The sequence below is a fragment of the Novosphingobium sp. 18050 genome, from assembly GCF_902706195.1.
In the GTDB taxonomy this organism is placed as follows: Bacteria; Pseudomonadota; Alphaproteobacteria; order Sphingomonadales; family Sphingomonadaceae; genus Novosphingobium.
The window spans coordinates 108,393-132,938 of the sequence record NZ_CACSJO010000011.1; the positions used below are offsets into that span (position 1 = coordinate 108,393).

15 protein-coding genes and 5 pseudogenes are annotated in these 24,546 nt (G+C 60.1%); 9 read left to right on the top strand and 11 right to left on the bottom strand.

Translation table 11 applies throughout. The features are described from left to right. Positions 1-187: 187 nt before the first annotated feature. The 6 genes and pseudogenes from GVL61_RS12735 to GVL61_RS12765 all read left to right on the top strand — a co-directional run bounded on the left by GVL61_RS12735 (position 188) and on the right by GVL61_RS12765 (position 7,462). Positions 188-568, top strand: coding sequence for a beta-propeller fold lactonase family protein (locus GVL61_RS12735; RefSeq protein WP_159980579.1), 381 nt, complete (start codon positions 188-190; stop codon positions 566-568). 374 nt (positions 569-942) lie between these two features. After that, complete coding sequence (locus GVL61_RS12740) at positions 943-1,560, top strand: sugar dehydrogenase complex small subunit (RefSeq protein WP_159980581.1); 618 nt, start codon at positions 943-945, stop codon at positions 1,558-1,560. After that, positions 1,553-3,178 (top strand): GMC family oxidoreductase, encoded by a 1,626-nt coding sequence (locus GVL61_RS12745; protein WP_159980583.1) that lies wholly within the window; start codon positions 1,553-1,555, stop codon positions 3,176-3,178. The genes GVL61_RS12740 and GVL61_RS12745 overlap by 8 nt, the downstream gene beginning before the upstream one ends. A 20-nt stretch (positions 3,179-3,198) precedes the next feature. After that, positions 3,199-4,599, top strand: a complete 1,401-nt coding sequence (locus GVL61_RS12750) for a cytochrome c (protein ID WP_235037676.1) — start codon at positions 3,199-3,201, stop codon at positions 4,597-4,599. A 106-nt stretch (positions 4,600-4,705) separates the two neighbouring features. Then, positions 4,706-6,037 (top strand): annotated as a pseudogene (locus GVL61_RS24970) (carbohydrate porin). A 117-nt stretch (positions 6,038-6,154) separates the two neighbouring features. Next, entirely contained in the window at positions 6,155-7,462 is a 1,308-nt protein-coding gene (locus tag GVL61_RS12765; protein WP_159980589.1) for a carbohydrate porin, read from the top strand. Positions 7,463-7,557: 95 nt separating this feature from the next. Here the strand turns inward: GVL61_RS12765 and GVL61_RS12770 are convergent. The 7 genes and pseudogenes from GVL61_RS12770 to GVL61_RS12800 form a co-directional block, all read right to left on the bottom strand. Beyond that, positions 7,558-7,734: pseudogene (locus tag GVL61_RS12770) on the bottom strand (integrase core domain-containing protein); the annotation flags it as partial. 249 nt (positions 7,735-7,983) lie between these two features. Further along, positions 7,984-9,315, bottom strand: a complete 1,332-nt coding sequence (locus GVL61_RS12775; RefSeq protein WP_159980591.1) for an amidohydrolase — start codon at positions 9,313-9,315, stop codon at positions 7,984-7,986. A gap of 87 nt (positions 9,316-9,402) precedes the next feature. Then, positions 9,403-11,754, bottom strand: a complete 2,352-nt coding sequence (locus tag GVL61_RS12780; RefSeq protein WP_159980593.1) for a TonB-dependent receptor — start codon at positions 11,752-11,754, stop codon at positions 9,403-9,405. A gap of 41 nt (positions 11,755-11,795) precedes the next feature. Then, entirely contained in the window at positions 11,796-13,472 is a 1,677-nt protein-coding gene (locus GVL61_RS12785) for an amidohydrolase (RefSeq protein ID WP_159980595.1), read from the bottom strand. 54 nt (positions 13,473-13,526) lie between these two features. Beyond that, positions 13,527-14,498 (bottom strand): citrulline utilization hydrolase CtlX, encoded by a 972-nt coding sequence (ctlX, locus tag GVL61_RS12790; protein ID WP_159980597.1) that lies wholly within the window; start codon positions 14,496-14,498, stop codon positions 13,527-13,529. A 3-nt stretch (positions 14,499-14,501) separates the two neighbouring features. Next, positions 14,502-15,545, bottom strand: a complete 1,044-nt coding sequence (locus GVL61_RS12795; RefSeq protein ID WP_159980599.1) for an ornithine cyclodeaminase — start codon at positions 15,543-15,545, stop codon at positions 14,502-14,504. 154 nt (positions 15,546-15,699) lie between these two features. Further along, positions 15,700-16,125, bottom strand: a complete 426-nt coding sequence (locus GVL61_RS12800) for a MarR family winged helix-turn-helix transcriptional regulator (RefSeq protein WP_159980601.1) — start codon at positions 16,123-16,125, stop codon at positions 15,700-15,702. A 74-nt stretch (positions 16,126-16,199) separates the two neighbouring features. Here GVL61_RS12800 and GVL61_RS12805 point away from each other — a divergent pair, with 74 nt between their 5' ends. Beyond that, a complete protein-coding gene (locus GVL61_RS12805; protein ID WP_159980603.1) occupies positions 16,200-16,622 on the top strand; it encodes an Lrp/AsnC family transcriptional regulator in 423 nt (140 codons plus the stop codon). A gap of 374 nt (positions 16,623-16,996) precedes the next feature. Here GVL61_RS12805 and GVL61_RS12810 read toward each other — a convergent pair. After that, positions 16,997-17,588 (bottom strand): annotated as a pseudogene (locus GVL61_RS12810) (leucine zipper domain-containing protein); the annotation flags it as partial. Between the two features lie 328 nt (positions 17,589-17,916). Here GVL61_RS12810 and GVL61_RS12815 point away from each other — a divergent pair. Together GVL61_RS12815 and GVL61_RS12820 are read left to right on the top strand one after the other, a co-directional pair. Further along, positions 17,917-19,032, top strand: coding sequence for an ROK family protein (locus GVL61_RS12815; RefSeq protein WP_159980605.1), 1,116 nt, complete (start codon positions 17,917-17,919; stop codon positions 19,030-19,032). Between the two features lie 107 nt (positions 19,033-19,139). Beyond that, on the top strand, positions 19,140-21,788 hold the full coding sequence (locus GVL61_RS12820) for a TonB-dependent receptor (protein ID WP_159980607.1): 2,649 nt from the start codon (positions 19,140-19,142) through the stop codon (positions 21,786-21,788). A gap of 416 nt (positions 21,789-22,204) precedes the next feature. Here GVL61_RS12820 and GVL61_RS12825 read toward each other — a convergent pair. The 3 genes and pseudogenes from GVL61_RS12825 to GVL61_RS12835 form a co-directional block, all read right to left on the bottom strand. Next, positions 22,205-22,761 (bottom strand): annotated as a pseudogene (locus GVL61_RS12825) (Tn3 family transposase); the annotation flags it as partial. Positions 22,762-22,879: 118 nt separating this feature from the next. Then, positions 22,880-23,405: pseudogene (locus GVL61_RS12830) on the bottom strand (transposase); the annotation flags it as partial. A gap of 184 nt (positions 23,406-23,589) precedes the next feature. Further along, positions 23,590-24,495, bottom strand: coding sequence for a LysR family transcriptional regulator (locus GVL61_RS12835; RefSeq protein WP_159980609.1), 906 nt, complete (start codon positions 24,493-24,495; stop codon positions 23,590-23,592). Between the last annotated feature and the right edge of the window lie 51 nt (positions 24,496-24,546).

The window sequence follows — 24,546 nt, forward strand, 5'->3', positions numbered from 1 at the left end:
TGGCCGCTAGTCAAACAGAGCGCGGCCGCCAGGGCGGTGCCTGTCAAACATTTGATATACATCCTGTGTCTCCTGAGACTGAATCTGGGCTGGCGATGCCGCCCTGTTCCGGATATTCAAGGGCGTAAGGTATACGCTCCGTGCGCACGTAATTCATTGCGCTCGTTTAGGTTCCGGAGGTCGGACCATGAAATACACTTTTCCCCTGGGAACCTTGGGGGCAATCGCGGCTCTAGTGGGAACAGCGGGTACAGTTCAAGCTGAAACAATGATTTATGTCGCTGATGCCGATAGCCAGGAAGTTGGTGTCCTGACCCTTGATGAGACTTCCGGTCATCTGCGGCCTATCCAGCGGATCGCGGTGGGAGGCAATGGCATGGCCGTCAGCCCTGACCGTCGAATGCTTTATGTAGGCTTGCGCTCCGCACCCTATTCGGTGGTCGGGCAGGAATCCAACGGCATGACCAGCTACGCCATCGACGGCTCCAGTGGCGAACTGACTCCTGTTTTTCACATCGCCATGGGTAAGAACCCCAACTGGATCGAAATAATAGACATCCCTGAATAACATCGCACTTCGCTCGACTCGCCCGAAGAGAAATGATGAAGCCATCGCGTAGAGTAGCCCCGCAACTTGTTGGCGGCGCCTTTATCGCGGCAGCATCGGGCAGCGCAGGCCGGGCGAGCGCACAAGTCCCAGACGAAGCCAAGACGAACCGCTGGAAATCGAAGCAGATACGCTAGCGGTAGGTCAGCCGATCATGTATGAACTAGCGGTTGGCGCCCCCCCCACGGCGCGGATGGCGTGATGTAGTATTTCCGCCGTGAACTGACCGACACCATTCTTCATTGCGGAGCCGCGCAGGTTGCAGACCTGAACGGCACACACTTTCGGCATGCCTGAAATGGCCCGCCGGTCGTGGGACTAAAGAAAGAGCCGCCGTGACAACGCCTAGTTCTGAAGAATCCCTCCCCTTTCCGCCGACATCTGGACATCAGGACAAGACGTGGACCGTCGCCCGCCGCGCGCTTCTTGGAGGCCTGTTAGCAACGTCCACGCTGGCCGTGATAACCTGGGCCGCGCCGACACCCTCCCCCACGCCGGAGCGGGGAGCATTCATCGCCCTGTCGTCCCTTCTCGTCGGCCGTCAGACGTTGGATCCGGGACAGGCGGCGCGGTTGTTCGATGCGCTTTTGCAAGACGATCCGGCTTTTTCCCAAAAGACGGCCGGCCTGCTCTCCTTCATCAACGCCCGGTTGATCGCTCCGCTGGAGCTCCAGCGGCTGCTGGACGCGGAAAACTCGCCCTTTGCCACGCTGCCTCGAATAATCGTCACCGCATGGTGCCTGGGCATCGTCGGCACCGGCGATAAGGCGCGATGCCTTGCCTTCGAGACTGCCCTGAACGCGATCATCGTGGCCGATGTGCTCCGGCCGCCCACTTATGCCTATGGCGGCTATGGCAGTTGGGCGGCGCCCCCGCGAACGGTTTCGACGCAAGCCGCCGGCTCGATCGGCAAGCTTCCAGGCTCCCATGCAGAACGGATAACTCATGGCTGATCAAGCGGCAGATTTCATCGTCATCGGCTCGGGCATCATGGGGTCGCTCGTGGCGCGCCGGTTGGCGGAATCGGGCGCTTCCGTGCTTATTCTCGAAGCCGGACCACGCGTTACGCGCGGCGAACTGGTCGCCCGGTTTCGCAATTCCCCGCGCCGCAGTGACTGGATGTCTCCTTATCCGCCATCGCCCTGGGCGCCGCATCCAGTCTATAAGCCGCAGGATAATGGCTATCTGGTCCAGGCCGGGCCCTATCCCTATCCAGCCGAATATATCCGGCAGGTCGGCGGCACGACATGGCATTGGGCGGCGCATGCCTGGCGCAACGTACCCAATGATTTCCGCATCAAGAGCCTCTATGATGTCGGCATAGACTGGCCCTTCTCCTACGACGAACTCGAGCCGTTCTATCAGCAGGCCGAAGAGCTGATGGGGGTGTCGGGCGCACCCAATACGGGCTCTCCGCGCGCGAAGCCTTTTCCCATGGAGCCCGTGGCCGAGCCTTTCGCCATGCGCCGCATCCGCGAACGACTGGCGGGCAGTTTCGACGTCGTCAGCAACACGACGGCGCGCAACAGCCGCAGCTATGACGGGCGGCCGCCCTGTTGCGGCAATAACAGCTGTCAGCCGATCTGCCCGATCGATGCGCAATATCATGGCGGGATCGCAGCAGCTTCGGCAGAAGCGGCAGGCGCAAAACTGCTGCCGGACGCCAATGTCTTTCGGCTGGAGCATGATACCGCAGGTCGCATCGTCGCGGCGCATTATTTTGATCCTGACAAGGGCGCGCATCGGGTTACCGGCGGCACCTTCATCGTCGCCGCCAATGGCATTGAAAGCCCCCGGTTGATGCTGCTGTCCGCCAGCGACAAATATCCTGCCGGCCTGGCCAACAGCAGCGACATGATGGGGCGAAACCTGATGGATCACCCCAGCACATCGCTGACTTTCGACGCAGAAGATGCGCTGTGGCTCGGGCGCGGGCCGCAAAGCCCCAGTTCGATCAACACCATGCGAGACGGCACCTTCCGCCCGGACCACGCGCCCTACCGGCTGGATTTCACCAATATCTCGCGGGTGGACAACGCCACGCGGGCGCTGATCAGCGCGGGCATATATGGCCCGGAATTCGAGAAACGCCTGCGTCAGACCGCCGCCCACGAGATGAACGTAAAGACCGTGCTCGAGGTACTGCCCCATCCCGATCGGCGGGTCACCCTGTCCGACCAGAAGGATGCAATGGGGCTTCGCAAGCCACAGGTCCATTACGCGATCGATGATTACACCCGTCGCGGAAGTGCGAGCGGCAAGCGCGATTTTCAGCGCATCGCCGATCTGATGGGGGGCACTAACTTGCGCTTCAGCAAGGACGGGGACTATGCCAACAACCAGCATATCTGCGGCACGATGAGCATGGGTAACGATCCCCGAACATCGGTGTGCGATGGATATGGCCGGGCGCATGATCATGAGAATCTGTTCTTCGCCAGCACCGGCGTCCTGCCGACCTCCGGCACGTGCAATTCGACCGAAAACGGCGTCGCGGTAGCACTGCGCAGCGTCCATCACATCCTTGGGGCGGTTGCGCCAGTCGCTGCCCGGAATGCGGTGTCGCTATGAAAAGGTCAGGTTATCCGAAGATGCGTATCCAGGCTCTTTTGATCCTGGTCGCCTTGCTGGCCCCTCCCCTCTCACCGGCGCGGGCAGCGGACGATGCAGAGGTGAAACGGGGAGGCTATCTGGCCATCGCGAGCGATTGCACAGCCTGCCACACGGCACCCGGTGGGCAGCCGATGGCCGGCGGCCTGCGGATGGCGAGTCCGCTCGGAACGATCGTCTCCACCAACATCAGCCCGTCCCAGGAGCATGGCATCGGACGATATAGCTTTGCCCAGTTCGATCGCGCCGTGCGGCACGGCATTCGCGGCGATGGGGCCCGTCTTTACCCGGCCATGCCCTATACCGCTTATGCCAAGCTGACCGATCAGGACATGCTTGCGCTTTACGCCTATTTCATGACGGCGGTGAGGCCCGTGGAAACGTCGCCGGAACATACCCGCCTGCCGTTTCCCTTCAACATGCGGCTGTCGATGGCGGGATGGAACATACTGTTTCTGGACAGCGGCACCTTCGTATCCGACCCGAAGCACACCAGCGAATGGAACCGCGGCGCTTATCTGGTTCAGGGCGCCGCCCATTGCGGCAGCTGCCACACGCCCCGCGGCTTCCTGATGCAGGAGAAGTCCGGTCAGCCAATGGCGGGATCGGCGCTCGGCGGTTGGTTTGCGCCCAACATCACATCGGACGCCATCAGCGGCATAGGCGGCTGGAGCGTCGAGGAACTCACCACCTATCTGCGCACCGGACATGCCCCCGGCAAGGCCCAGGCTGCAGGCCCCATGGCGGAGGCCATCGACGCAAGTCTGCGCCATATGAACGAGGCGGACCTGCGAGCGATAGCAGTCTATCTCAAATCGGTGGCGCCGGTGCGTAACAGTGCCGACAGCCGCCCGGCTTTCGCGTGGGGAACCGCCGGCGACGATCTACCCTCGATCCGCGGGGTCGGCCTGCCTGGAAATCTCGACGAAATGACCGGCCCGCAACTGTATGACGCGCATTGCGCATCCTGCCATCAGTCCCAAGGCCAAGGCAGCTTCGACGGCGCTTTGCCCTCGCTGTTCCACAACGCGGCCCTGGGGCGTTCACGCGCCGACAATCTGGTGATGGTCATATTGAACGGCCTGCGTCGGCACCCCGATGTGAATATGCCCGCCTTCGGCCACGCGCTTTCCGACATACAATTGGCAACTCTCTCCAATTATCTGACTTCGAAATGGGGTAATCCGCAAACGCAGATCACCGCCAAGGAAATCGGGACCCTGCGGGCGGGCGGGGCACCCAGCCCACTGCTGCTTCTGGCGCGCGGCGGCATGCTGCTGATCGCCATCCTGCTCATCGTCGCACTCGTCTGGTGGCAATATCGCCGCCTATCGAAGCGACAGCCTCAGGCCATCGACCCCGCCCATACGCCCGGAGAATAGGCATGGCGAACGGCCCGACTCGCTTTGCACTAGCGGCCCAGCACAGCCATCGAGCGGCGGCATCGCCGGGTCCGTCGCCACCGGCATGCACGGCTCCGGCACCATGATGACGAAAGTCTTGTCTGCCCGCATTTTCTACCCGGCGGTCGCCTGTCTATTGACCGCCTGCCTGTTCGCGAAACCATTACCAGCGGCAAGCCACAGTCCATTCGCATCGCAAGAGGCAGATGACACTGTCGCACCTGCTTTCCCCGAAATTGATTCGCAGCGAGAACGTCCGGCGGCGACGGTCGATCCGTTCTTCAATTTCGTAACGGAATCAGCCTGGAATCCAATCGGGGGGCGCAAGGAAGGCACCGCCTACAACCAGCAGGTCGACTTCGGCGCCAACGTCGATCTGGACACGCTGCTCGGGGTTCCCGACACGAAGTTCCACCTACGACTTTCAGACCGCGTCGGGCAAAGCCTCTCGCTCAATGCAATCGGCAGCGATTTCAGCGCACAGGAAATCTACGGTGCCGGCCAGACGTTCCGCCTCTCGATCATGAATGTGTCGCATGCCTTCGCTGGCGCGCCCATCGTCGCAAAAATCGGCTGGTCGCCATTGGGTTCGGATTTCCAGACCAGCGACGGGTGCGGGTTTCAGATCAATTTCTTCTGCGGCCATGCCAATGTGCTGACAAAGAATAGTGGCGCACATAATTTTCCAACGGGCGACTGGAACGTCTAGGTGAAGGGTCAGTTACGGCCGAACCTGACGCTCGCCACGGGCCTGTACCGGATCAATCCTGAAGCCAGTGAGACGGGCCATGGCTTTGACCTGTCGTTCAAGGGGACCGGCTTCATCAGACCCTTGGAACTTGTCTGGCGCTCGCCGACCAAGCAGTCGGGACGCACCGAAATCAAGCTGGGCGGCTACTACAACACTTCGCAAACGCCAGACGTCTTTACCGACGTAAATGGAAAGCCGGCAGGCATTACCCGCGACCCGTTTGAAGAACGCGACGGCCGCTGGGGCGGGTACCTCCAGGCCAAGTCGATGATTTATCGTGAAGCAGATAACCCTTCCTGCGGAATTGTCATATTCGGAATAATTGTCGTGGGTGATCCGCACACAGCGAAATATGGTCACTCTTTCGCACTTGGCGCCAGATATCAGGGCACATTTCCAGGCCGAGACAAGGATTCCATTTCATTTATAATTGGCAGGGCTGACATTAACGGTCGCCTGACCGCCTATCAGCGCGACCTCAATGTCATGGCGATACCTAAGATCGCGCCCCAGACAGCGGAAACACTTGCCGAAATCAGCTACAATACTCAGCTAACCGAGACATTCGCGGTTCGCCCCAATATTCAATATTTTTCCAGGCCAGGCGGAAGAGGAGACATTCCGGCGGCATTGGTTTTCGGCTTTACCACAAGACTGTCTCTTTGACATACCACAAATCCAAATAAACGCATCAAGACGTGATGTAACCGGAACATCAATTTCATGATGAACAACGAATTTTCAGAGGCACTGTCGCTGAAGTTCAGTTCAAGGAATTGATTTATGAGAGAATTGCTAAAATATATATGGCTTCTCTCGGCGACCTTGTTGCTATGGCCGGTGCTGGCTCATGCCGACGACCAGCCCAAGCCAGTGGACCAGAGACTGACGCAGGACTGGGGCGGGCTTAGGACGTCGTTGGAAGACAAGGGCGTGAAGGTAATGGCCCAATATCAGTCAGAGACCGCAGGCAATCCGGTGGGCGGCGAAAAACAGGCGGTGCGTTATACGCAGCAGATCGTCCTGTTCCTGACCGCCGATCTTGACCGATTGATAGGCGTAAAGGGGGGCTCATTCCGGTTCGCGATTGAAGATCGCAAGGGGAAAAGCCCGAGCAACGACGCTGTTGGAAATTATTTCTCCGTTGAGCAGCTTTACGGGGCAGGAATGAATTTCCGTTTGTCGGAAATGAGTTACCAGCAGGATTTCAACGATGGGCGCGGGGAATTACAGGCCGGCTGGTTTCCGCTGGGCAATAATTTCGCGTTGAATCCCTATGGATGCTATTTCCAGAATAACGGGATTTGCGACAAGCCGATCGGAATTACTCAGGTCAGCCAAGGCGCGCATAATTTCCCGGTTGCGCAATGGGGCGCGCGCGCAAAAGTCTACGTCGCCAAGGACATATATGTCACCGGGGGCGTGTTTCAGGTTAACCCGCACCTTTCCGATCCGGACCATGGCTTCAATCTAAGTTTCAGCAGCACAGGCGTGATCATGCCGTATGAAATCGCATGGACCCCAAAATTAGGCCGGGACGAACTGCCCGGTGAATATAAGGTCGGCGGGTTCTACAACACCGCGCCCGTTTCCGATCTGCGGCTCGACATCAACAGACAACCGGTCGCGGTGACTGGACAACCGTTCCTCCAGCACAGCCCCGTCTCGAGCTATTACGTCATGGCGAACCAGATGCTGTTCCGCGAAAGCCCCGGTTCAAAGCGTGGCCTCGCCGTCTTTGCCACATACGTATGGGGCGATCCGAAAGTGTCGCAACTGGCAAAGGCGTGGGAGTTCGGCGCCGTGTATCAGAGAGGACCGTTCCACCGCGACGAGGATTATATCGGTGTTGTAATTGCGTCAGGGAGTTTCAGCCGGCGGTTGCGGCAATATGAGATGGAGCTCGCCACCGTGATGCCTAATGCACCGGGCGTGCAAACATCTGAGAAAATTGTAGAGATCGACTATAACTTCCAAGCGGCGCCGTGGCTGGCGCTGCGTCCCGGCGCGCAATACATCGTCCGCCCCTTCGGCACCGGGGACATTCCCGACGCGGTGATTCTGGGCCTGGACGTGACCGTCAATTTTTAACCGCCCGGAACCCCAGCGGCCTGAGGTGGTGGCGCCTTGTCGGACAGTCCGGCGGCGAAGTGAAGCCAATCCCGGATGTGATTATGCCGCCAATTCTAGAGCGTTGATCCACCCGTAGGCATCTGCAGGGGGGGGCGCCCTTCTAGCCCAAAGCGGGGTCGCCGGGTTTTATAAGTGGCCATCCACCGGCTCAGGCCAGCGCGCAACCCCCATCCCGTCTCGAAGGCATGCAGATAGACACGCTCATATTTGAGTGAGCGCCACAGACGCTCGGGGTGTGGCTACGACGGGGACCACATTCGAGCCTAACCGCCAAGGCACCGGATCAAGCTGTATTTGGACAGCCTGCCGGTGATGATGGCAGCATGAATTTGTCAACCGATCCGGGGTGTCATTTCAGTCGAGCTATGCCCTCCCTGCATGGCGCCCCGGATTAGCAGATCGTTCAAATCGAGACAGAGGTGCATTTCCTTGAACGATTTTTAAGCATAATATGCTTTTACCGAATAATTCCCATTAGTTCACTTCGACATCGCCGAAATCACAGAGATGGAAAGCGCCGAAACGCCGACCTTAACCGCCTTCATAGCGTCCGGTGCGAAGAAAGGGGAGTGGTTGCTGGGCACCGGCTCGCCGCGCCGCTTATAATCTTCGATCAGGGCGGCGTCGAAGCCGCCGATCATCATGTAAACCGAAGGGATACCGGCTTCGACGAAAGCGGAGTAATCTTCGCTACCCGAGGATCCTGGCGCGCTGAGGGGAATGACGACCACTTCGTCTCCGCCTGCACGCCGAAGCGCGTCGGCGGTCTTGGCGGTTAGCGCCGTGTCGTTGAGAACGGACGCTGCCCCTACGAGATGGCGAATTTCCGGTGAAGGAGCCTTCAAGGCTGCGGCAGATGCGTCAGCGGTGCGCTTCACACCGTCGAGCAGAAGTTCGCGCACCTTGGGGCTGAACGAGCGCATGCTCAACTGGAGCCGGGCCTCGTCGGGAATGATATTGCCTACCGAACCGGCCTGAAACACGCCAACCGTTACAACACCGAACTCTGCAGGATCCTTTTCGCGGCTGATCACGGTTTGGACGTCGGTGACGAAGCGCGACGCCTCGATAATCGGATCGATCGTGGTTTGCGGCATTGAGCCATGCCCTCCCCGACCCTTGAAAATGATTTCGAGGCCGTCGACGGCGGACGTAGCAGCGCCCTCCTTAATCGTTATGGTTCCCGTGGGCGAAGTCGAGACGTGTGCCGCAAAGCCATAGTCCGGCTTAGGAAAGCGGCTGAGGAATCCGTCCTTGATCATGGCATCGGCGCCGGAGACCAATTCTTCGGCAGGCTGCCCAACAAACATCAAGGTTCCGTGCCACTGGTCCTTCACTTTCAGCAGCGCCTCGGCAGTGCCGATCCACCATGTCATGTGAACATCGTGCCCACATGCGTGAGTGACGAACGTCGGCTTGCCATTGTATTCGGTCTTGACGCGGCTGGCATAAGGCAAGCCGGTCTTTTCCTCCATCGGGAGGCCGTCCAGGTCGGTCCGGACCATCACCGTGGGGCCATCCCCATTGCGGTAGATTGCGACTACGCCGGTGCCGCCCACCTTCTCGGTGACTTCAAACCCCAGCTTGCGCATCCTGTTCGCCAACAATGCAGCCGTACGCAGTTCTTTGAAACCTAGCTCGGGATGTTCATGAAGATCCTTGTACAGGGCGTCGAGTGCAGGTGTCATTCGATCGACCTGGGCGTCGATGGCAATCCGAGTGGCCGCAGGATCAAACGGCCGCGCGGAGACCGATGCCGGGACGAGACAAACCCCAACCAACAAGGCACGGGCGAACGCTTTCAAGATCATGTCAAACTCTCAATGGTAGTCCGCAGACGGTCCAGGCATTGCCGGAAGAAGTCGGGAGCGGGAAATAAATTTCCCGCTCCCTTAAGCTCAGAAACGTTCGGTAGCAGTGATACCGATGGTCCTGGGCCGCAGCGTCGAGTCCAGAAACAAGCTGCTGGCGCGAGTGGCATGGTAACGACCAGTGACCGGGCTCGCATCGAACAGATTGTTGACGAAGATCGATACGTCGACGCCGTCGAAGCGTACGCCCGTCCGGATGTTCACGGATTCGACCGCCGGCAGGGCATAAAGCGCCGCGTCGTAGCTGACCGTAGCTGCCGGGTTGAGTTCCGGCGTCCGCGGCATCTTGCTGGTGTATTGATAGTCGCCGCGCAGGTAGAGCTCCTTGTTGTCAAAGCCCTTGTACGTGTACTCGCCTGAAACGACGACGTTCCACTTGGGCGACCCGACCGCATCGTTCTTCGCACCGATGACGGCACCGCTAGGTGCGAGCAGCGGATCGAGGTACTTCGCATCGGTGTAACCGACAGTGGAGCTCAGCATCAGGCCTTCGATGGGACGAACCTGAGCCGAGAGGTCGAAGCCCTGGCTGCGGGCATCGCCCGCATTCGCGTAGTAGCCAGTGCCGCAGCTGAGCAGGCGCAGAACCCGCTGGATATTGCTCCAGTCGACCCGGAAGACGCTTCCGGACAGCTGGACCTTGCCACCGGCAAGGCGGGTCTTCAGGCCAGCTTCGTAGCTCCAGACCGAGTCCGACTTGTAGGAACCGGGAACCTGGTTGAGGCCCAGCGCCGTCAGGTCGGTAGCGCAGCTCGTCGTGTTGACGGGAACGTTGACGCCGCCGATGCGGAAGCCCTTGGCTGCGCTGGCGTAGACCATCGTTTCCGGCGTTGCCTGGTATGCGATGCCGAACTTCGGCGTCACGGGCGTTTCCGTCGTATTTGCCGAGAAGTTGGCATAGGCCGTCGCTGCGCCGGACTGGCTGGCGACAGCGCGGAACTTCGTCTGCGAAACGCGGATGCCAGCCGTTAGGGTCAGCTTGTCTGTGGGCTTGAAGTCCACCTGCCCGAAACCAGCCAGCTGCTCGTCGACGCCGCTATTACGCAGGATCGCATCATATGGGCTGCTGGCGTCGGTATTCGGCCCGAACACCTGCGAGATCGTGCGGCCACCGCGGTAGTAGGCAATCATGGCCGCCAAGTCCGGATCATAGTCAGCCTGAAGCGAAGTCTGCTTCATGTGCGTGTAGAATCCGCCGATCACCCAGTGCAGAGGCGAGTTGGCGTCCCCCGAACTGAGGCGAACTTCCTGCGTGAAGTTCTTCTGCTTGTTCACTGCATGCGCGACGACACCGAAGCCCGGAACGCCGCGGTAAGGGTAAGGCGTACCGCCAAAGACCGCGCCGATATAACCCGTGTAGTCGTAATCGAAAACGCTCTTGCGATCGAAGTACGAAGTTTCCGAGTTGAATACGACCGTACCCAGGTCGTATTCGACCGAAAGGCTGGGAAGGACGAAGCGGTCACGACCGGGGGACGACAGGTTATTGCCGTTGACGAAACGGCGATCGCCACGGTCGCTTTTGCTCTCCCAGAACTGGGTGACGTCGTTGGTATCGATTTTCTGATAAGATACCGAGGGCGTAATCTTCAGGTCTTCGACGGGCGACCAAGACACTGCAGCGCGCAGGACGTACGAGTCCTGGTTGTTTGCGTTCTTGTCGGTTGCGGAGGTGCCATCATCCGGAATCCGGTCGATCCAGCCGCCGTCACGGCGATACCAGCCGCTGACACGGAAGCCGAGCTTGCCCTCGATGATCGGGGCGCCAAAGGCGAAGCCTGCTTCGTAGCTGGGCGCGCCGCCCTGGGTGAAGCCGACTTCCTGGCGACCATAGCCGGAAGACTTCGTCATGCTGGGCGCGGGCGTGATGAAGCGCACATTGCCACCTTCGGAGCTGGCCCCGAACAGTGTGCCCTGCGGGCCGCGAAGCACTTCGACGCGCTCCAGATCGAACACCTGCGGATAGACGTTGTTCGCAAGGTTCCCGACGGTGCGGACCTGGATCGGCGTGTCGTTAATGTAGATGCCCGTCGTCGAGGCACCAAAGGTCGAGGCGATGCCGCGAATGTTGATCTGCGTATTGTTGCCCATCGCGGCCGTCACGCGTGAGAACGTCAGGCCCGGCGTCAGACGGGTGATGTCGGCAATGCTCCTGACCGACTGCGCATCCATCTGCTTTTGGGTGTAGGCGCTGATGCTGATCGGCACCTTGTCGAGGCGCTGCTCGGTACGCTGCGCGGTCACGACGATGTCGCCTGAATCGCTGGCTGCATTTGCAGTCTCGGCCGATTCCTGAGCTTGTGCCGTATTCGCCGTCCAAGGCAGCATCGTTGCGGTGGCGAGCAACAGCACGCGCAACTTATTAGACTTATCCCTCATTTCAATCGTCCCCATTTATAAGTTATTTGCCAGCTACACAGCTATTCTGCGACGAAGCGCTCTTTTCCGCCGACAATGGTTCGGCGGACTTTGATCCCCGCAAGATCATCGGGGTTTGTCGTCAGGGGATCGTTCCCCAGTACGACAAAGTCGGCTAGGTTGCCGGGCTTGATCGTGCCCAGTCTGTCTTCCTGGAAACCGGCGTAAGCGTTCGACCGGGTGTAGGCCACCAGCGATTCCGCCACTGTTATCTTCTGCTCGGGCACGAAGCCGCCCGGCTGTTTCCCGTCGGTCGTCGCGCGGGTCACGGCGGCGTGTATTCCCGTCATGGGATCGAGCGGTGCCACTGGCCAGTCCGACCCGAACGTTACTGTGGCCCCTGCGTCCAGCAGCGAGCGGAAGGCCCAGCTTCCATGGAGGCGGCCGTGTCCGATCGCCGTTTCGGCCCAGCGACCGTCATCGGCGGCATGGTAAGGCTGCATCGACGCAATCACCCCTTGTGCAGCGATGCGAGGAGCCTCGGCATCGTTCAGATGCTGGGCATGCTCGATGCGGAAGCGGCGGTCGCGCGCTCCGTTGGCCGCTGCTACTGCCTCATAAATGTCGAGGATCCGGCGGATCGCCTCGTCACCGATTGCATGGCACGCAACCTGAAGGCCTGCCGCGTCCGCACCGTGGACCCAGCGATGCACTTCGTCGAAGGGAGTGGTCGCAAGGCCGCGATTGGCCGGATTATCGATGTATGGCTCTGCGAAAAGCGCCGTGCGCGATCCCAGCGAGCCGTCGGCGAGATGCTTGAGCCCGCCCCAGCGGCACCAGTCATCCCCCCGTCCCTCTTCCTTGACGAGGGCGGCCAGTTTCTCCCAGTCGCGGAGCGGCACGAAGGAGTAAAAGCGCATCCCAGGCTCGCCGCGGGCGCGCAGGCGGCGAAAACCGTCGAACGCCAACCAGTCCAGATCGGTGCCGTGGACCTGCGTCACACCGTGTGACAGCCCCTCCTTGATCCCGAGCTGCAGCGCATCGTCGATTTCGGCATCCGAGGGAGCCGGAATCGCGTGCTCAAGTATGTTCAGGGCGTTGTCGCGCAGGATTCCGGTCGGCTCCCCTTTGTCATCACGCAGGATGACGCCGCCGGGCGGATTGGGGGTATCGCGCGTAATCCCTGCGAGCTGAAGTGCGCGCGAGTTCACGATCATCTGGTGGCCGTCCGTGCGCCGCAGCGCGACGGGAACGTCGGCCGAGACACCGTCGAGCCAAGCCTTGTTCGGCAGTTCGCCGCCCCAGCGCTGCTCGTCCCAACCGAACCCCTGGACCCACCCACCGGGCTTCACCTTGCGGACCGCTCCGCCCACGGCATCGATCAACTGCTGCGGCGTCCGGACTGGAAGCAGGGGAACCTGCACCAGCATCATGGAGCCGAGGACCATGTGCGCGTGGTTGTCCACGAAGCCGGGCGCTACGAATGCGCCTTCCAGGTCCACGATATGCGTGCTGCGCTTGGTCTCAGCCCGCACCGCGGCCTTGCCGACCGCAGCAATCCGATTTCCACTGACGCCGATTGCATCGGTAAACGGGACAGCGGAAATGCCGGTCCAGATACGCCCGTTCACGTAGGCCACATCGAGCATGTCCGGGCGGGCAAAAGCGGCCCGGCCGATCAATGCAGGCGTCAGGGCCGCAGCACCCGCGCCAAGAAGCATCTGCCTTCTCGAAAACATACTAACTCCCCTTAAAAGCCGGTCAATTGCATGGCCGATCTTCCCTGCATTCGATCAGATCACGACAAGCGCTCCGTCTTGCCGCTGGTTCTCACTTGCCTCTGCGCGGGGCGAGAGGTGAATGCCGGCCACCATGCAGCGCACGGAACCGCCGGCGAGTTCGATTGTGGGCACGTCGATCGCCACGATGGGCACCGTAGCCTCGATCGCGCGGCGCTGTTCTGCCCGCAGCGAGTCCAGGCCCCGGCTCGACATCGCCAGGAAGCGGTGATCGCTGCCCTGCAGTTCGATGGCATTACCAGCGAATGCCATGACCTGATGGTAATCGAGCTTGATCACTTTGCGTCCGGTCTCCTCGAGACGCTTCGTGATCGTGTTCTGACGGACCGGATCGGTGATCAGATCCATTCCCACTAGGGCGAAGTGCGTGCCGATGCTCATCACGACGTTGGTGTGGTAGACGGGACGGCCGGCAGGTGTCGCCGTATCGAAGACCATGGGCTCGAAATTGAAGTGAGTGCAGAACCGTTCCAGCGCAACGTCGCTCAGGCGGTTCGACCGGGCGGCATAGGCCACGCGGCCGATATGGTCTAGGACCATGCCGCCGGTCCCTTCGATGAAGATGTCATCTTCTTCAAGGCCGGAATAGTCGATGATATCCTGCACGCGGTAGCAGCGCTTCAGCATTTCGATCACGTCGACGCGCCTTTCCGCACGCCGGCTGGGCGAATACATCGGGTAGATGGCGACATGGCCGCCAGCATGGGTCGAGAACCAGTTGTTCGGGAACACCGCATCGAGGTTGCTACGGCTTTCGTTCTCGAACAGATGAACGTTCACCCCCTGCGCTTCGAGCAGGCGCGCCATCGCAGTCACTTCAGCATGGGCCGAGGCAGACATCACGTCCCGGTCGCGGCATCCCGGAATCTGCTGGAATGCGTTATCCAGCGCAGTCTCTGGATTCGGCGCAAAGAAGTGCGGGCGTATCATCACTACGCTCGAAGGTGCCTGAACCGACCACGGCATCGATCAGGCTCCTACGGGCAGTGCTTCGGGAGCATCGGCGCGCAGCAATCCGAAGAGATCCCGGGGGTCGGCCGGATTGGCAACGAGGTCAATCGAACGGTCGAGACCTGCCCGCCGCGCCAGATCGCGCAGGAGGCGAAGGGCTGAAAAGTCCTCGATCGCAAAGCCGACAGAGTCAAAGATCGTGATCTGGTCGCTGGAGTTGCGGCCTTCTGCTGCTCCGGCGATGACTTCCCACAGTTCCGTAACCGGGAAGTCGGCGGGCATCTGCTGGATTTCGCCCTCGATACGCGTCTGTTCGGTCAATTCGACGAACACCTTACCGCGCATGAGAATGTCAGCCTGGAGTTCCGTCTTGCCTGGGCAGTCACCGCCGACGGCGTTGATGTGAATGCCGGCGCCGATCATGTTGTCTGAAAGAATAGTCGCCTTGGCCTTGTCCGCGGTGACGGTGGTGACGATGTCCACGCCGAGTACCGCCGACGCCGCATCTGCTGCGATCTCGACCTCGATACCGCTCTCGGCCATGTTCGCCGCAAACTTGCGGGCAGCAGCCGGGTCGGTATCAAACGCCTTGACCGCCTTGATGCCAAGGATGGTCTTGAAGGCCAGGGCCTGGAATTCAGACTGGGCGCCAAGACCGATGATCGCCATGGTCCGGGATTCCGGGCGTGCCAGAAGCTTTGCCGCGAGCGCCGACATCGCCGCCGTGCGCAGGGCCGTCAGCAGGGTCATCTCGGACATGAAAACCGGATAGCCGGTGTCCACGTCGCTCAGCACGCCGAACGCCGTGACGGTCTGCAGGCCAACTGCCGTGTTCTTGGGATGGCCATTGACGTACTTGAAGCTGAACAGCTTCCCATCGCTTGCAGGCATCAGTTCGATGACGCCGTCGCTGGAATGGCTGGCAAGACGCGGGGTCTTCTCGAACTCGGGCCAACGCCGGTAATCCGCCTCGATATAGTCCGCCATCTCGGTCAGTATGGCCTCGACGCCAAAGCGTCCGACCAGTGCCACGATATCCGATACGCCGACGAACTCGACCATTCCAATGTTCCTTGTTTGCCTGCTCGAACTCTATAGGGGAACATCGAAAGGCGGAACAGACAGTAAGTGCACTTACGACCATATTTTCAGGCAAATTGCCAGGTCGCTATGAGCAAATTGCAGCATGGGCAGAGAGGTGATTCGCGGCCGCATTTCAGCCACTGTCCACGATGGTGCGGAGGGCCGTTATGAGGGCGCTGCGCTGCTCCGGACCGAGAGGGTCCAGCAATCGCTCCTGGGCCCGAAGGACCTTCTCCTCCACGTCTTCCAGAATACGCCGGGCCTCGACAGTAAGGGTGAGAAGTCTTACGCGGCGATCGCCCGGCTGTTGGCTGATCGCGAGCAGTCCGCGCGCGTGCAACCGCTTGACAACCAGTCCGACGGTCACCTTGTCGAGCCCGATTGACTTACCGACACGGGTGGCATCGCACTCGCCCAGGTTGCAGATCGCAGTCAACGTGGCATACTGAACCTGCGTCATTTCGTAGCCAGCAAGTTCGTCGGCGAAATAGACCGTGACCATCTGGAGGCACCTGCGCATGAGGTGCGCCGGGAGCATGGTCATCTGTTCGAGTTTCATGAAGAGGGCCTTTAGCTGCGATCGCACCGCTCGATTACAGCCTTGGCTAATCAAGGGAAAGCATCAGCCTTTAAATGCATATATTCGACGACCTTGATCGCCGCTTGATCACCGCGCTGAAGGACGACGCGCGAGCGCCGATCACGAAACTGGCTACAATCCTGAACGTATCGCGCGCCACTGTTCAGGCCCGCCTTGACCGCTTGCTCGATACCGGTGCCGTGCTGGGCTTCACCATCCGGTCGCGCTCCAGCGGGGAGGCAACGATCCGTGCCGTCATGCTGATCGAGGTGGAAGGACGTTCCACCACGGCGATCATCAAGACCTTGCGGGGCTTCACGGAAATCGAGGCTCTACACACAACGAACGGCGCCTGGGACCTGGTAGCAGAAATTCGGGTGGGAGGCCTTGAAGCCTTCGACAAAGTGCTGCGCGAAATTCGCCAGATCGACGGCGTACTGAACAGCGAAACGAGCCTTCTACTCAGCACGGTCTGAGAAAAAATTTGCGAAGCGTGAATTGGGTGTTTGATCCTAAGATTTGATGGTGAGATCCTTTCGTTGGAATGGAATGCCGTCTGGGATGGCTTCGCCCAGCTTACGCCCCGCCTCATAGCGGCGCAGGCGGGCCTCCCGGGCGGTACGATCTGTCGGCATCATGAATCCAAGGAAGTAATGCCGGAGGAACTCGTCGTCAGGGATGTCGCGCGAAGTCGATCAACGCGCGCGGCAGATCGACGCGAACGGACTGGTAGTGCCCCCCGTACGTAGGCCGCCTATTTTCAAGAAAGGACGAGCTTGTGGCTATGTGTTTGATTCCAACGTTTGGGTTCCACGCCTGACGGACGAAGTGGAATGTCCAACACCGATCAGCCTAAAACATTGAGGGCTGCAAACAGGGTCGTAGTTCCGTTGCGTTTGCAGTCGTGCATCATGGTCGCGCCGCGTCCCCGCTTTAGCGGTAGCCCAGGTTGGGTGCTATCGAGCGCCCGACAGGACGATGGCGTGCGCGGGCGGCGAAACATAGAGCCCAACGACATCGTGCAATTTCTCGGCGAAGCCCTTGTCGTTGGGGAGCTTGAAGCTGCGCCACCAGTAGAGCCCCAAGCCATGGTCGTGCCAGATCTTCACAACCGATGACGTCGCGATGCCAACCGCCTTGGCCATCGCACGCAAAGTCCAGTGTGTGGCCTCGTGCCGGGGGGCTCGAGCGGCGCGATCCCAGGGGGGCGGGTCTTATCGCGCAGCAAACCATCCATGCCCTCGGCCATAAACCGTTCCTGCCAGCGCCAAACGCAAGTCTTGGATTTGCCGGTCGCCACCATGATGCCCTGAGTGCCCACGCCGAATGATCCTCGCCCGAAACACATGCTTCTGCGGCGAATTGCGCGCCGCGACTATCGCCTCAAGTCGCGCGGCCTCCGGTGCAGTGACTTGATCTGGATACCTGGTCGCAGGCCGCATCCTCGCACGGTAGTGGCAACACGGAAATCCTTCAAATGGACTCATTCGTTCCGATCAATCCACTAGGGTGTATCGTTGGCAGAAAGCGTGATCTGGCCATCTCCGTTTGCAAGCAGGTGCGGATGTTGGCGAGCACATTGTCAGTTTGCGTGGGCACCCCACCCCACCCGCTCTCAGCTAATCTGGGCAGGAAACCACGCTGTTTGCGAGTACAGGCCCCTACGATTGCAAGCGCCTACAGCTAGCCGCCTCATCAAGCCTCAGTGACGACGGTGCTCCGATTAAAAGTTAGCTTGAAGGTTATGGCGCTACCAACCATGGTCAGACCATGGCATTTCCGCTGAGACTCAATGAAACCCATCGCCGGTTGCTGGCACTCATACGGCGCCATCATCCCGTTTCCCGGGCACAGCTTGGCAAGATCGCGGGGCTGGGCTCCGGTCCGGTCACGCAGATCACCCGCGATCTGCTGCTGGCCGGACTCATCCATGAAGGTGAGCGGATCAAGGGAGGGCGCGGGCAGCCGGCGCTGCCGCTCATGCTCGATCCGGGCGGGGCGCTGAGTTTCGGGGTCGGGATGATTCCCGGAAAACTTCGGATCGTGGCGATCGATTTTTGCGGGCAAGTCGTCGACGAAGGTGTGGTCGAGACCACTGAAAACAGCCCCGAGAGCATCGCCGGCATTGTTGCCCCCGAGATCGACCGGATATGCCGCAAACTTGGGGTACTGGATCGCAGCCGAGTGCTCGGGGTCGGCTTCGCCTTGCCGGGGTTCTTTGCCCAGGACCATGACCGCATGCATGTGGTCGACGCACATGCCGACTGGCGTAGCCGGCCTTTGAGTGCGATTTTCTCGGACGTCATCGGCCTGCCCTGCTGGATCGAGAACGACGCCACGGCAGCGGCGGTCGCCGAGTTCTATCAGCAGCGCGATTTTGCCGATTGCATGATCACGCTGATGATCAACTACGGTATCGGCGGCGGCATCGTGGTTGGGGGACAACCCTTTCGTGGAGGCTTCGGCAACGCCGGCGAAATCGGCGCCTTCTTCCCGCTCGACCAGCCGCGGCCATCAGGGACAGACCTGTTGCATCGCCTGCGCGAGGCCGGCGTGGAGATTTCGTCTCTCTCTGACATCGCCTATCGCACTGAACGGGAACGATCGGTCTGCGATACCTGGGCGCAGCGTGCCGGCGAACAGCTTCGACAGCTCGTCTCTTCCGCGTGGTCCTGGTTTGACCCCCAACTCGTCGTGGTGGCCGGCGCCTTGCCGTCCGACCTCCTCGATCAAGTCGTGGCCGCCATCGCGGCCGATAGCATCTTCGGTCTCGACCCTCGCCGATCGCATCCAAAGGTGCGTGCTTCCACCATAGGACCCAGCGTGGCCGCAATAGGCGCGGCGCATATTCCCCTACATGAATTCACTCGTACGGCCCCTATTTAACCTTAAACTTGTCATTTAAGTTTAATATGCCGTAATTAGTCCCCCGCGAAAGCGGTGCACCGACCCGTGCGCTCGATCCGCGCCAGACTGCATCAGGGGATACGATCATGAACAAGCAAGCATCGAAGGCATTTTTCAAGAATTTTTCGGCAATCGGAATTATCGCAGCGGTTCTCGCGGCGGCACCGGCCAGTGCACAGGCCATCTCATCGGATGACGGCACTTCGGAAGCTAATGCCATCGTGGTGACCGGTGCGAGGGCCGAAAACAGCATTGCCATCGACAGCAAGCGCAACAACGACATCATTGCCGATTTCCTGAGTTCGGACGAAGTCGGCAAATTGCCGGACCTGAACATCGCAGAAAGCCTTAGCCGGATTCCCGGCGTCTCAGCGGTGTTCGACGAAGATCGCGCTCGGTTCGTGACGGTGCGCGGCCTCAAGTCCAGCCTGAACTATACCGCACTTGATGGGCTCGCCATCGCCACCACCGACGATTTCGGCGGAACCGGTCGGAACATGAACCTAGAAGTGATCCCCTCCGGCGCGGTGGGACTGCTTGAGGTGCGCAAGACATTCACGCCGGAAGTCGATGGCGGCGCCATCGGCGGCTATATCGACCTCCACACCCGCAGCGCGTTCGGCGCACGGCACCAGGGCCTCGTCGTCCAGGGGGGATTGAACTACTCCACCTACAAGGATGTGCCGGGCGCCGCAGCACAATGGGGATCGCATAGTTCACCGATCGGCGGGCAGGTCGATGCGACCTATGTCACCCGCTTCGGTGCGGCCGAGCAATTCGGACTGGTCCTGTCCGGCCAGTTTGCCCAGGATTCGCGCGATGAATCAAAGAACGTCCAGGCCAGCGAAGCCTATTACAATTCCAGCGGCAAGGCGGTTAATCCGCTGCTCGACGATGGTTCCCTAAACCCGGCATGGAATGGCCTGACGGTGCCGCGCGAGGTTCGCAGCTACGACTACACCAACCGGGTCCGTAATTACGGCGGAAGCGCCAAGCTGGAATATCAGGGCGACACTATCTACGCGTCCATTTTCGGTTTCTACTATGGCGAGGATCAGCAGGAAACCCGCCATATGATGCAGTCTTTCAGCATGGCCAGCCCGAAGAACCTGACTGCGACTTCCGGAGACCTGACTTACGGCGAAATCCGGACCGGCTGGAATTCCAACACACTGGACAAAATCAACACGGGTGTGATCGGCAACTTCAAATACGACGACCACGAGGGCAACCGGTTCCAGGTTGTCAGCGGCTGGTCCCATGCCAAGTTCAGTGACTACCAACCGCTGATGGATTTCACCGCCAAGCCGGCGAACAGGAGCGTCCACTATGACGTCACGAGCACCGATCCTCGGACGAACAGCTTCACCTTCCAAGACGTGGGCGCGATTCTCGATCCGAAGAACTACAGCCTACTTCGCTACAACGAACTGAGCCGCCTGACGACCGAGGACGTGTACGACACCAAGGTGTCGTATGCCCACAATCGCAATCCAGAGGATACGGGATTTGGGTTCGAAATCGGCGCGGAATACCGCCGACTTGATCGCATGCGGGACAACGACCAGATCGACTACGTCCCCGGCAAGTCTGTCCTCAATGGCTATGCCATACAGACCGACTTCCAGCCATCGTCGGTCAATTTCCCGCTGATGTGGGTAGATGGTCCGGCCTATTCGACATGGGCGCACGATAATCTGGCGGTGAACGAAGCCTCGACGGCGGATCAGGCGGTGATTTCCGATTATCGCTACATCGAAGACACGATGGCATCTTACGCCATGGGGCAGTATCGTTCCGACAAGTTCTACCTTGTCGCAGGGCTTCGCTATGAAAATGTGGCGACAAAGGCCATCGCGCCCGGCGAATATCTCTCCGACCCGTTTATCACGCGCAAGGGCGGCTATCACAAATGGCTGCCTTCCGCAGGGCTGTCCTACGAACTGACCGACGACCTGGTCGTGAAGGCCGGGTTCAGCAAGTCACTTGGCCGTCCCAATCCGGGCGACATCGCACAGCGCGAGCGTCGCAACGATGTGACTTACGTCATCAGCCGCGGCAACGCGAACCTTCAGCCGCGTACTTCGAACAACTACGACCTTAGCCTGGAATATTACTTCCCTAACCGGAACGGAGTGTTGTCTGTTGCCGTCTTCCGCAAGGACATCAGCAACGAGATTTATACCCAGTCGTCCACGGAAATGCTGGACGGCGTGGAATATACGATCACCCAACCGCGCAACGCGCAAGGGTCGAAGGTTACCGGCGTGGAACTGGGTGCTATCGTGAACAGCCTTGAATTTATTGCCGATCCCCTGAAGAACCTGGGCTTCTCCGCAAACCTGACCTACACCGAAGGCAACATCTCGTACCTCAGTTCGGCCGGGGACTTCGCCAAGTTCGGCTGGCTGGAAGATCAAGCGCGCTGGGTCGGCAATGCGTCCGTATTCTATCAGTTCGGCAAGAAGGCAGAACTGCGCGCCAGCTACAGCTATCGCGGAAAGTACTATGATGCGATCCCGACGGTTGCATGGTCCTCGACCGGACTTGCCCCGATGGGGCAACTGGGTGCCTACTTCCGCTACGATCTAACCGACAATGTTTCGCTGAAATTCAAGGCGCGGAACATCCTGAATGCCAACGGCAGGACGCTCAGGGGTATCGGTCTCGACGATCTGGGTCAGGATACCGAATACGGGCAGTCGTTCTACTTCGACGTTCTGATGAAGTTTTGAAAATGACGAACCGTTCCGGATGGAATGGTGCGGTGATGGCTGGCGCGGTTCTGATCGCGCCAGTCGCCCTCCACGTCGATGCTGCCCAGGCCTGGCCGGCCAATGCCGCTGTTTCCAAGGATAGTGGCCGCGCACCCATGGCCCATGAGGACTTACGCCGGGTCGAAGAGCGCAATTATCCGTTGCTGGCCTCGCCGCAGTTCAACAAGGCGGCAAGGGTTCTTGCTGCCGAACAGGCGTGGCAACGCGTTCGGCAGGCTCGTCTGGAGCGGATCGCACGCGGCGATGTGCTTTGCAAAAGCACCGCTGCATGCCGCTTCGACGCTCTGCGCCGGCCGGAAGGCGAAGTGGCGTCGGAGGTGTCCCTCCTCACGCCCACCCTTGAGCGAACCGCGCTTCTGGAACCGCTGGCAAAGCAGATGCATGAAGGCGTCGGTGAAACCCAGCGCGGTATCGACTTCCAGCAGGAAATCGGTGATGCGGACGGGCGGCAGGCGGCGATATAGATCGAGCACCAGATCCTCGATCCCATCCGGCGGGTCGGCGGTGAGGCGATCGATGCTCAGCGTGCCGTCTTCGGTGCTATCTTTCGGGATCATGCCGCTGCGCGCGCCGCGATCGAGCCGGGCAAGGCCATCGGCGAGACGTACCTTGCGGTCAGCCAGCCAAGATTGTGGATCTGGCGAAGCTGCCAGCTTCGCGGCATGCGCGACATCCAACGGCACGAAGACATGGCGAAGGTCGCCGTAACGATGCGATCGGTCGAGCCAGATATCACCAGAACGCAGCGCTTCGCGCAGATGGAACATGACCGCGACTTCCCGGAGACGCGCATCATCGCCACCCGTCGCCCGCAACTGACGCCTCCATTTGGAATGCGGGCGCAGGAAATGTTGGGTCGCCGAGAGCGTGCCCTTAGCGGCGATTGCGGTCACTCATCGAGCAAAGGCCGGGCAACCGGCGCAGCTGTAACAGGTTGCAGAAAAACCCTTCTTCGGACCCGGTGATTGGCGGGCTCGAAGGGTTTAGCCGGCAACGGTTCAGGGTATTCGGCATCTGGTTACAGTCGGGGGTCTGCCAGAACCCGCCAGCTACGCCCTCGCCATTAATTTTGGCAGACGAACCAGATTATACGCCGGCGGTCAGCGTGAAGTTGCATCCTACGCGGTCCTGCCCCCGATACCGGGCCTTGCGTAGATTTCCGCTGGTCTTGGCCCAGCCAAAGACCTCTTCGATCCGTTTCTTGATCCGCATCGACACGGCGTAGCCCGGGTGCCGGGTGGTGCGTCCATCGATAGCGGATCGCCTGTTGGCATTGTTCTGGGCGACGTGCGGGGTGACGCAAATGTCGCGTAAGGCGGCGACGAATTCGGCTGTATCGCAGGCTTTGTCCGCTGCCATCGTAATGCGATGGCGCCCCTTCATGCGGAAAAGCATCGTCAGCGCCGCCTCCCGTTCGGCCGTACCCGTGGCATGAGTGAGCGTCGCATCGACGACCAGCCCGTGCCGGTTCTCCATCAGGACATGAGCCATGTGACACAGCCTCGCGGCCTGACCGCGTGCCTTGTTGAACAGGCGGGCATCAGGATCGGTGGTGGAGCCGTGGGTGGCGTTGGTTCACCCCAGCAGGGTCAAGGAAAGCTCCTTTTTCCGCGCCATGTTAAGGCGATGACAGTAGGATAGCCGCCGTTCTAGAATCGCCGTCCATACGGCCAATCACGATTACAGCGGCTCCTCGTCACGTCATCGCTCCTGCTTGAGATTGGATCGTCGGAAATAAGGCGTCCGGCAGATGCCGTGGTCAACCCTGCCGCAATTCCGCTAGCGGCTTCTTCAAAAGATCAATCAGTGCACGCAAGCCGGCGGAAACGAACCGGCGGCTGGGATAGTAGAGATAGAGGCTCGGGAGCTGCGGGCTCCAATCCGCCAGGCATCGCACCAGCTTTCCCGAATCAAGGTAAGGTTGGACCCGGTCGGTGAAGACGAACGCCAGACCTACACCTGATAATGCCGCTTCAATCATGAGTTCCTGATCGTCCAGCTGGACCGGACCATCGACCGCGATCTGCACTGCCTGACCGTTCTTTTCGAACTCCCACGGGAACGCCACGCCGCTGGGAAAGCGGTAACGCACGCATTGGTGGCCGCGAAGATCATCGGGAACATCCGGCACCGTGCGACCGGCAAAGTACGCAGGTGATCCCACTACTGCGAAAGACACGGCCAGTCCGATGCGGGCAGCAATCATATCCTGCTGAAGCCGTTCGCCGAACCGAATTCCGGCATCGAAGCCTTCGGCAACGATATCGACCAATGCATCGCTCGACGAAATTTCGATCGACAATCCGGGATTCTCGCGGACGAGCCGAGCGATCACTGGCCCCATCACCGACAACCCGATGGCGCGCGGCACTGTAAGCCGAACAGCACCATGAGGCGTATCGCGAAATCGATTCACGTCCTCGATAGCCTGATCGATTTCGTTGAAAGCTGGCTTCAGGCGATCATAGAACGATTTCCCCGCATCCGTAAGTGATACGCTGCGGGTGTTCCTGCTGAGCAGCCGGATCTCAAGCGCCGCCTCAAGGCTGCGCAGCGAATGACTGAGGGCGGAGCGCGATACTCCGCGCTCGATCGCGGCACGCTGAAAGCTGAGATGGTCGGCCACTGCGAGGAATGCCGACAATTCGGAGAGTTTTACCGCCATTGGTGAACCATGCTCAACAAGGTGTCGCCATTTGTCAATCTAATCATACCA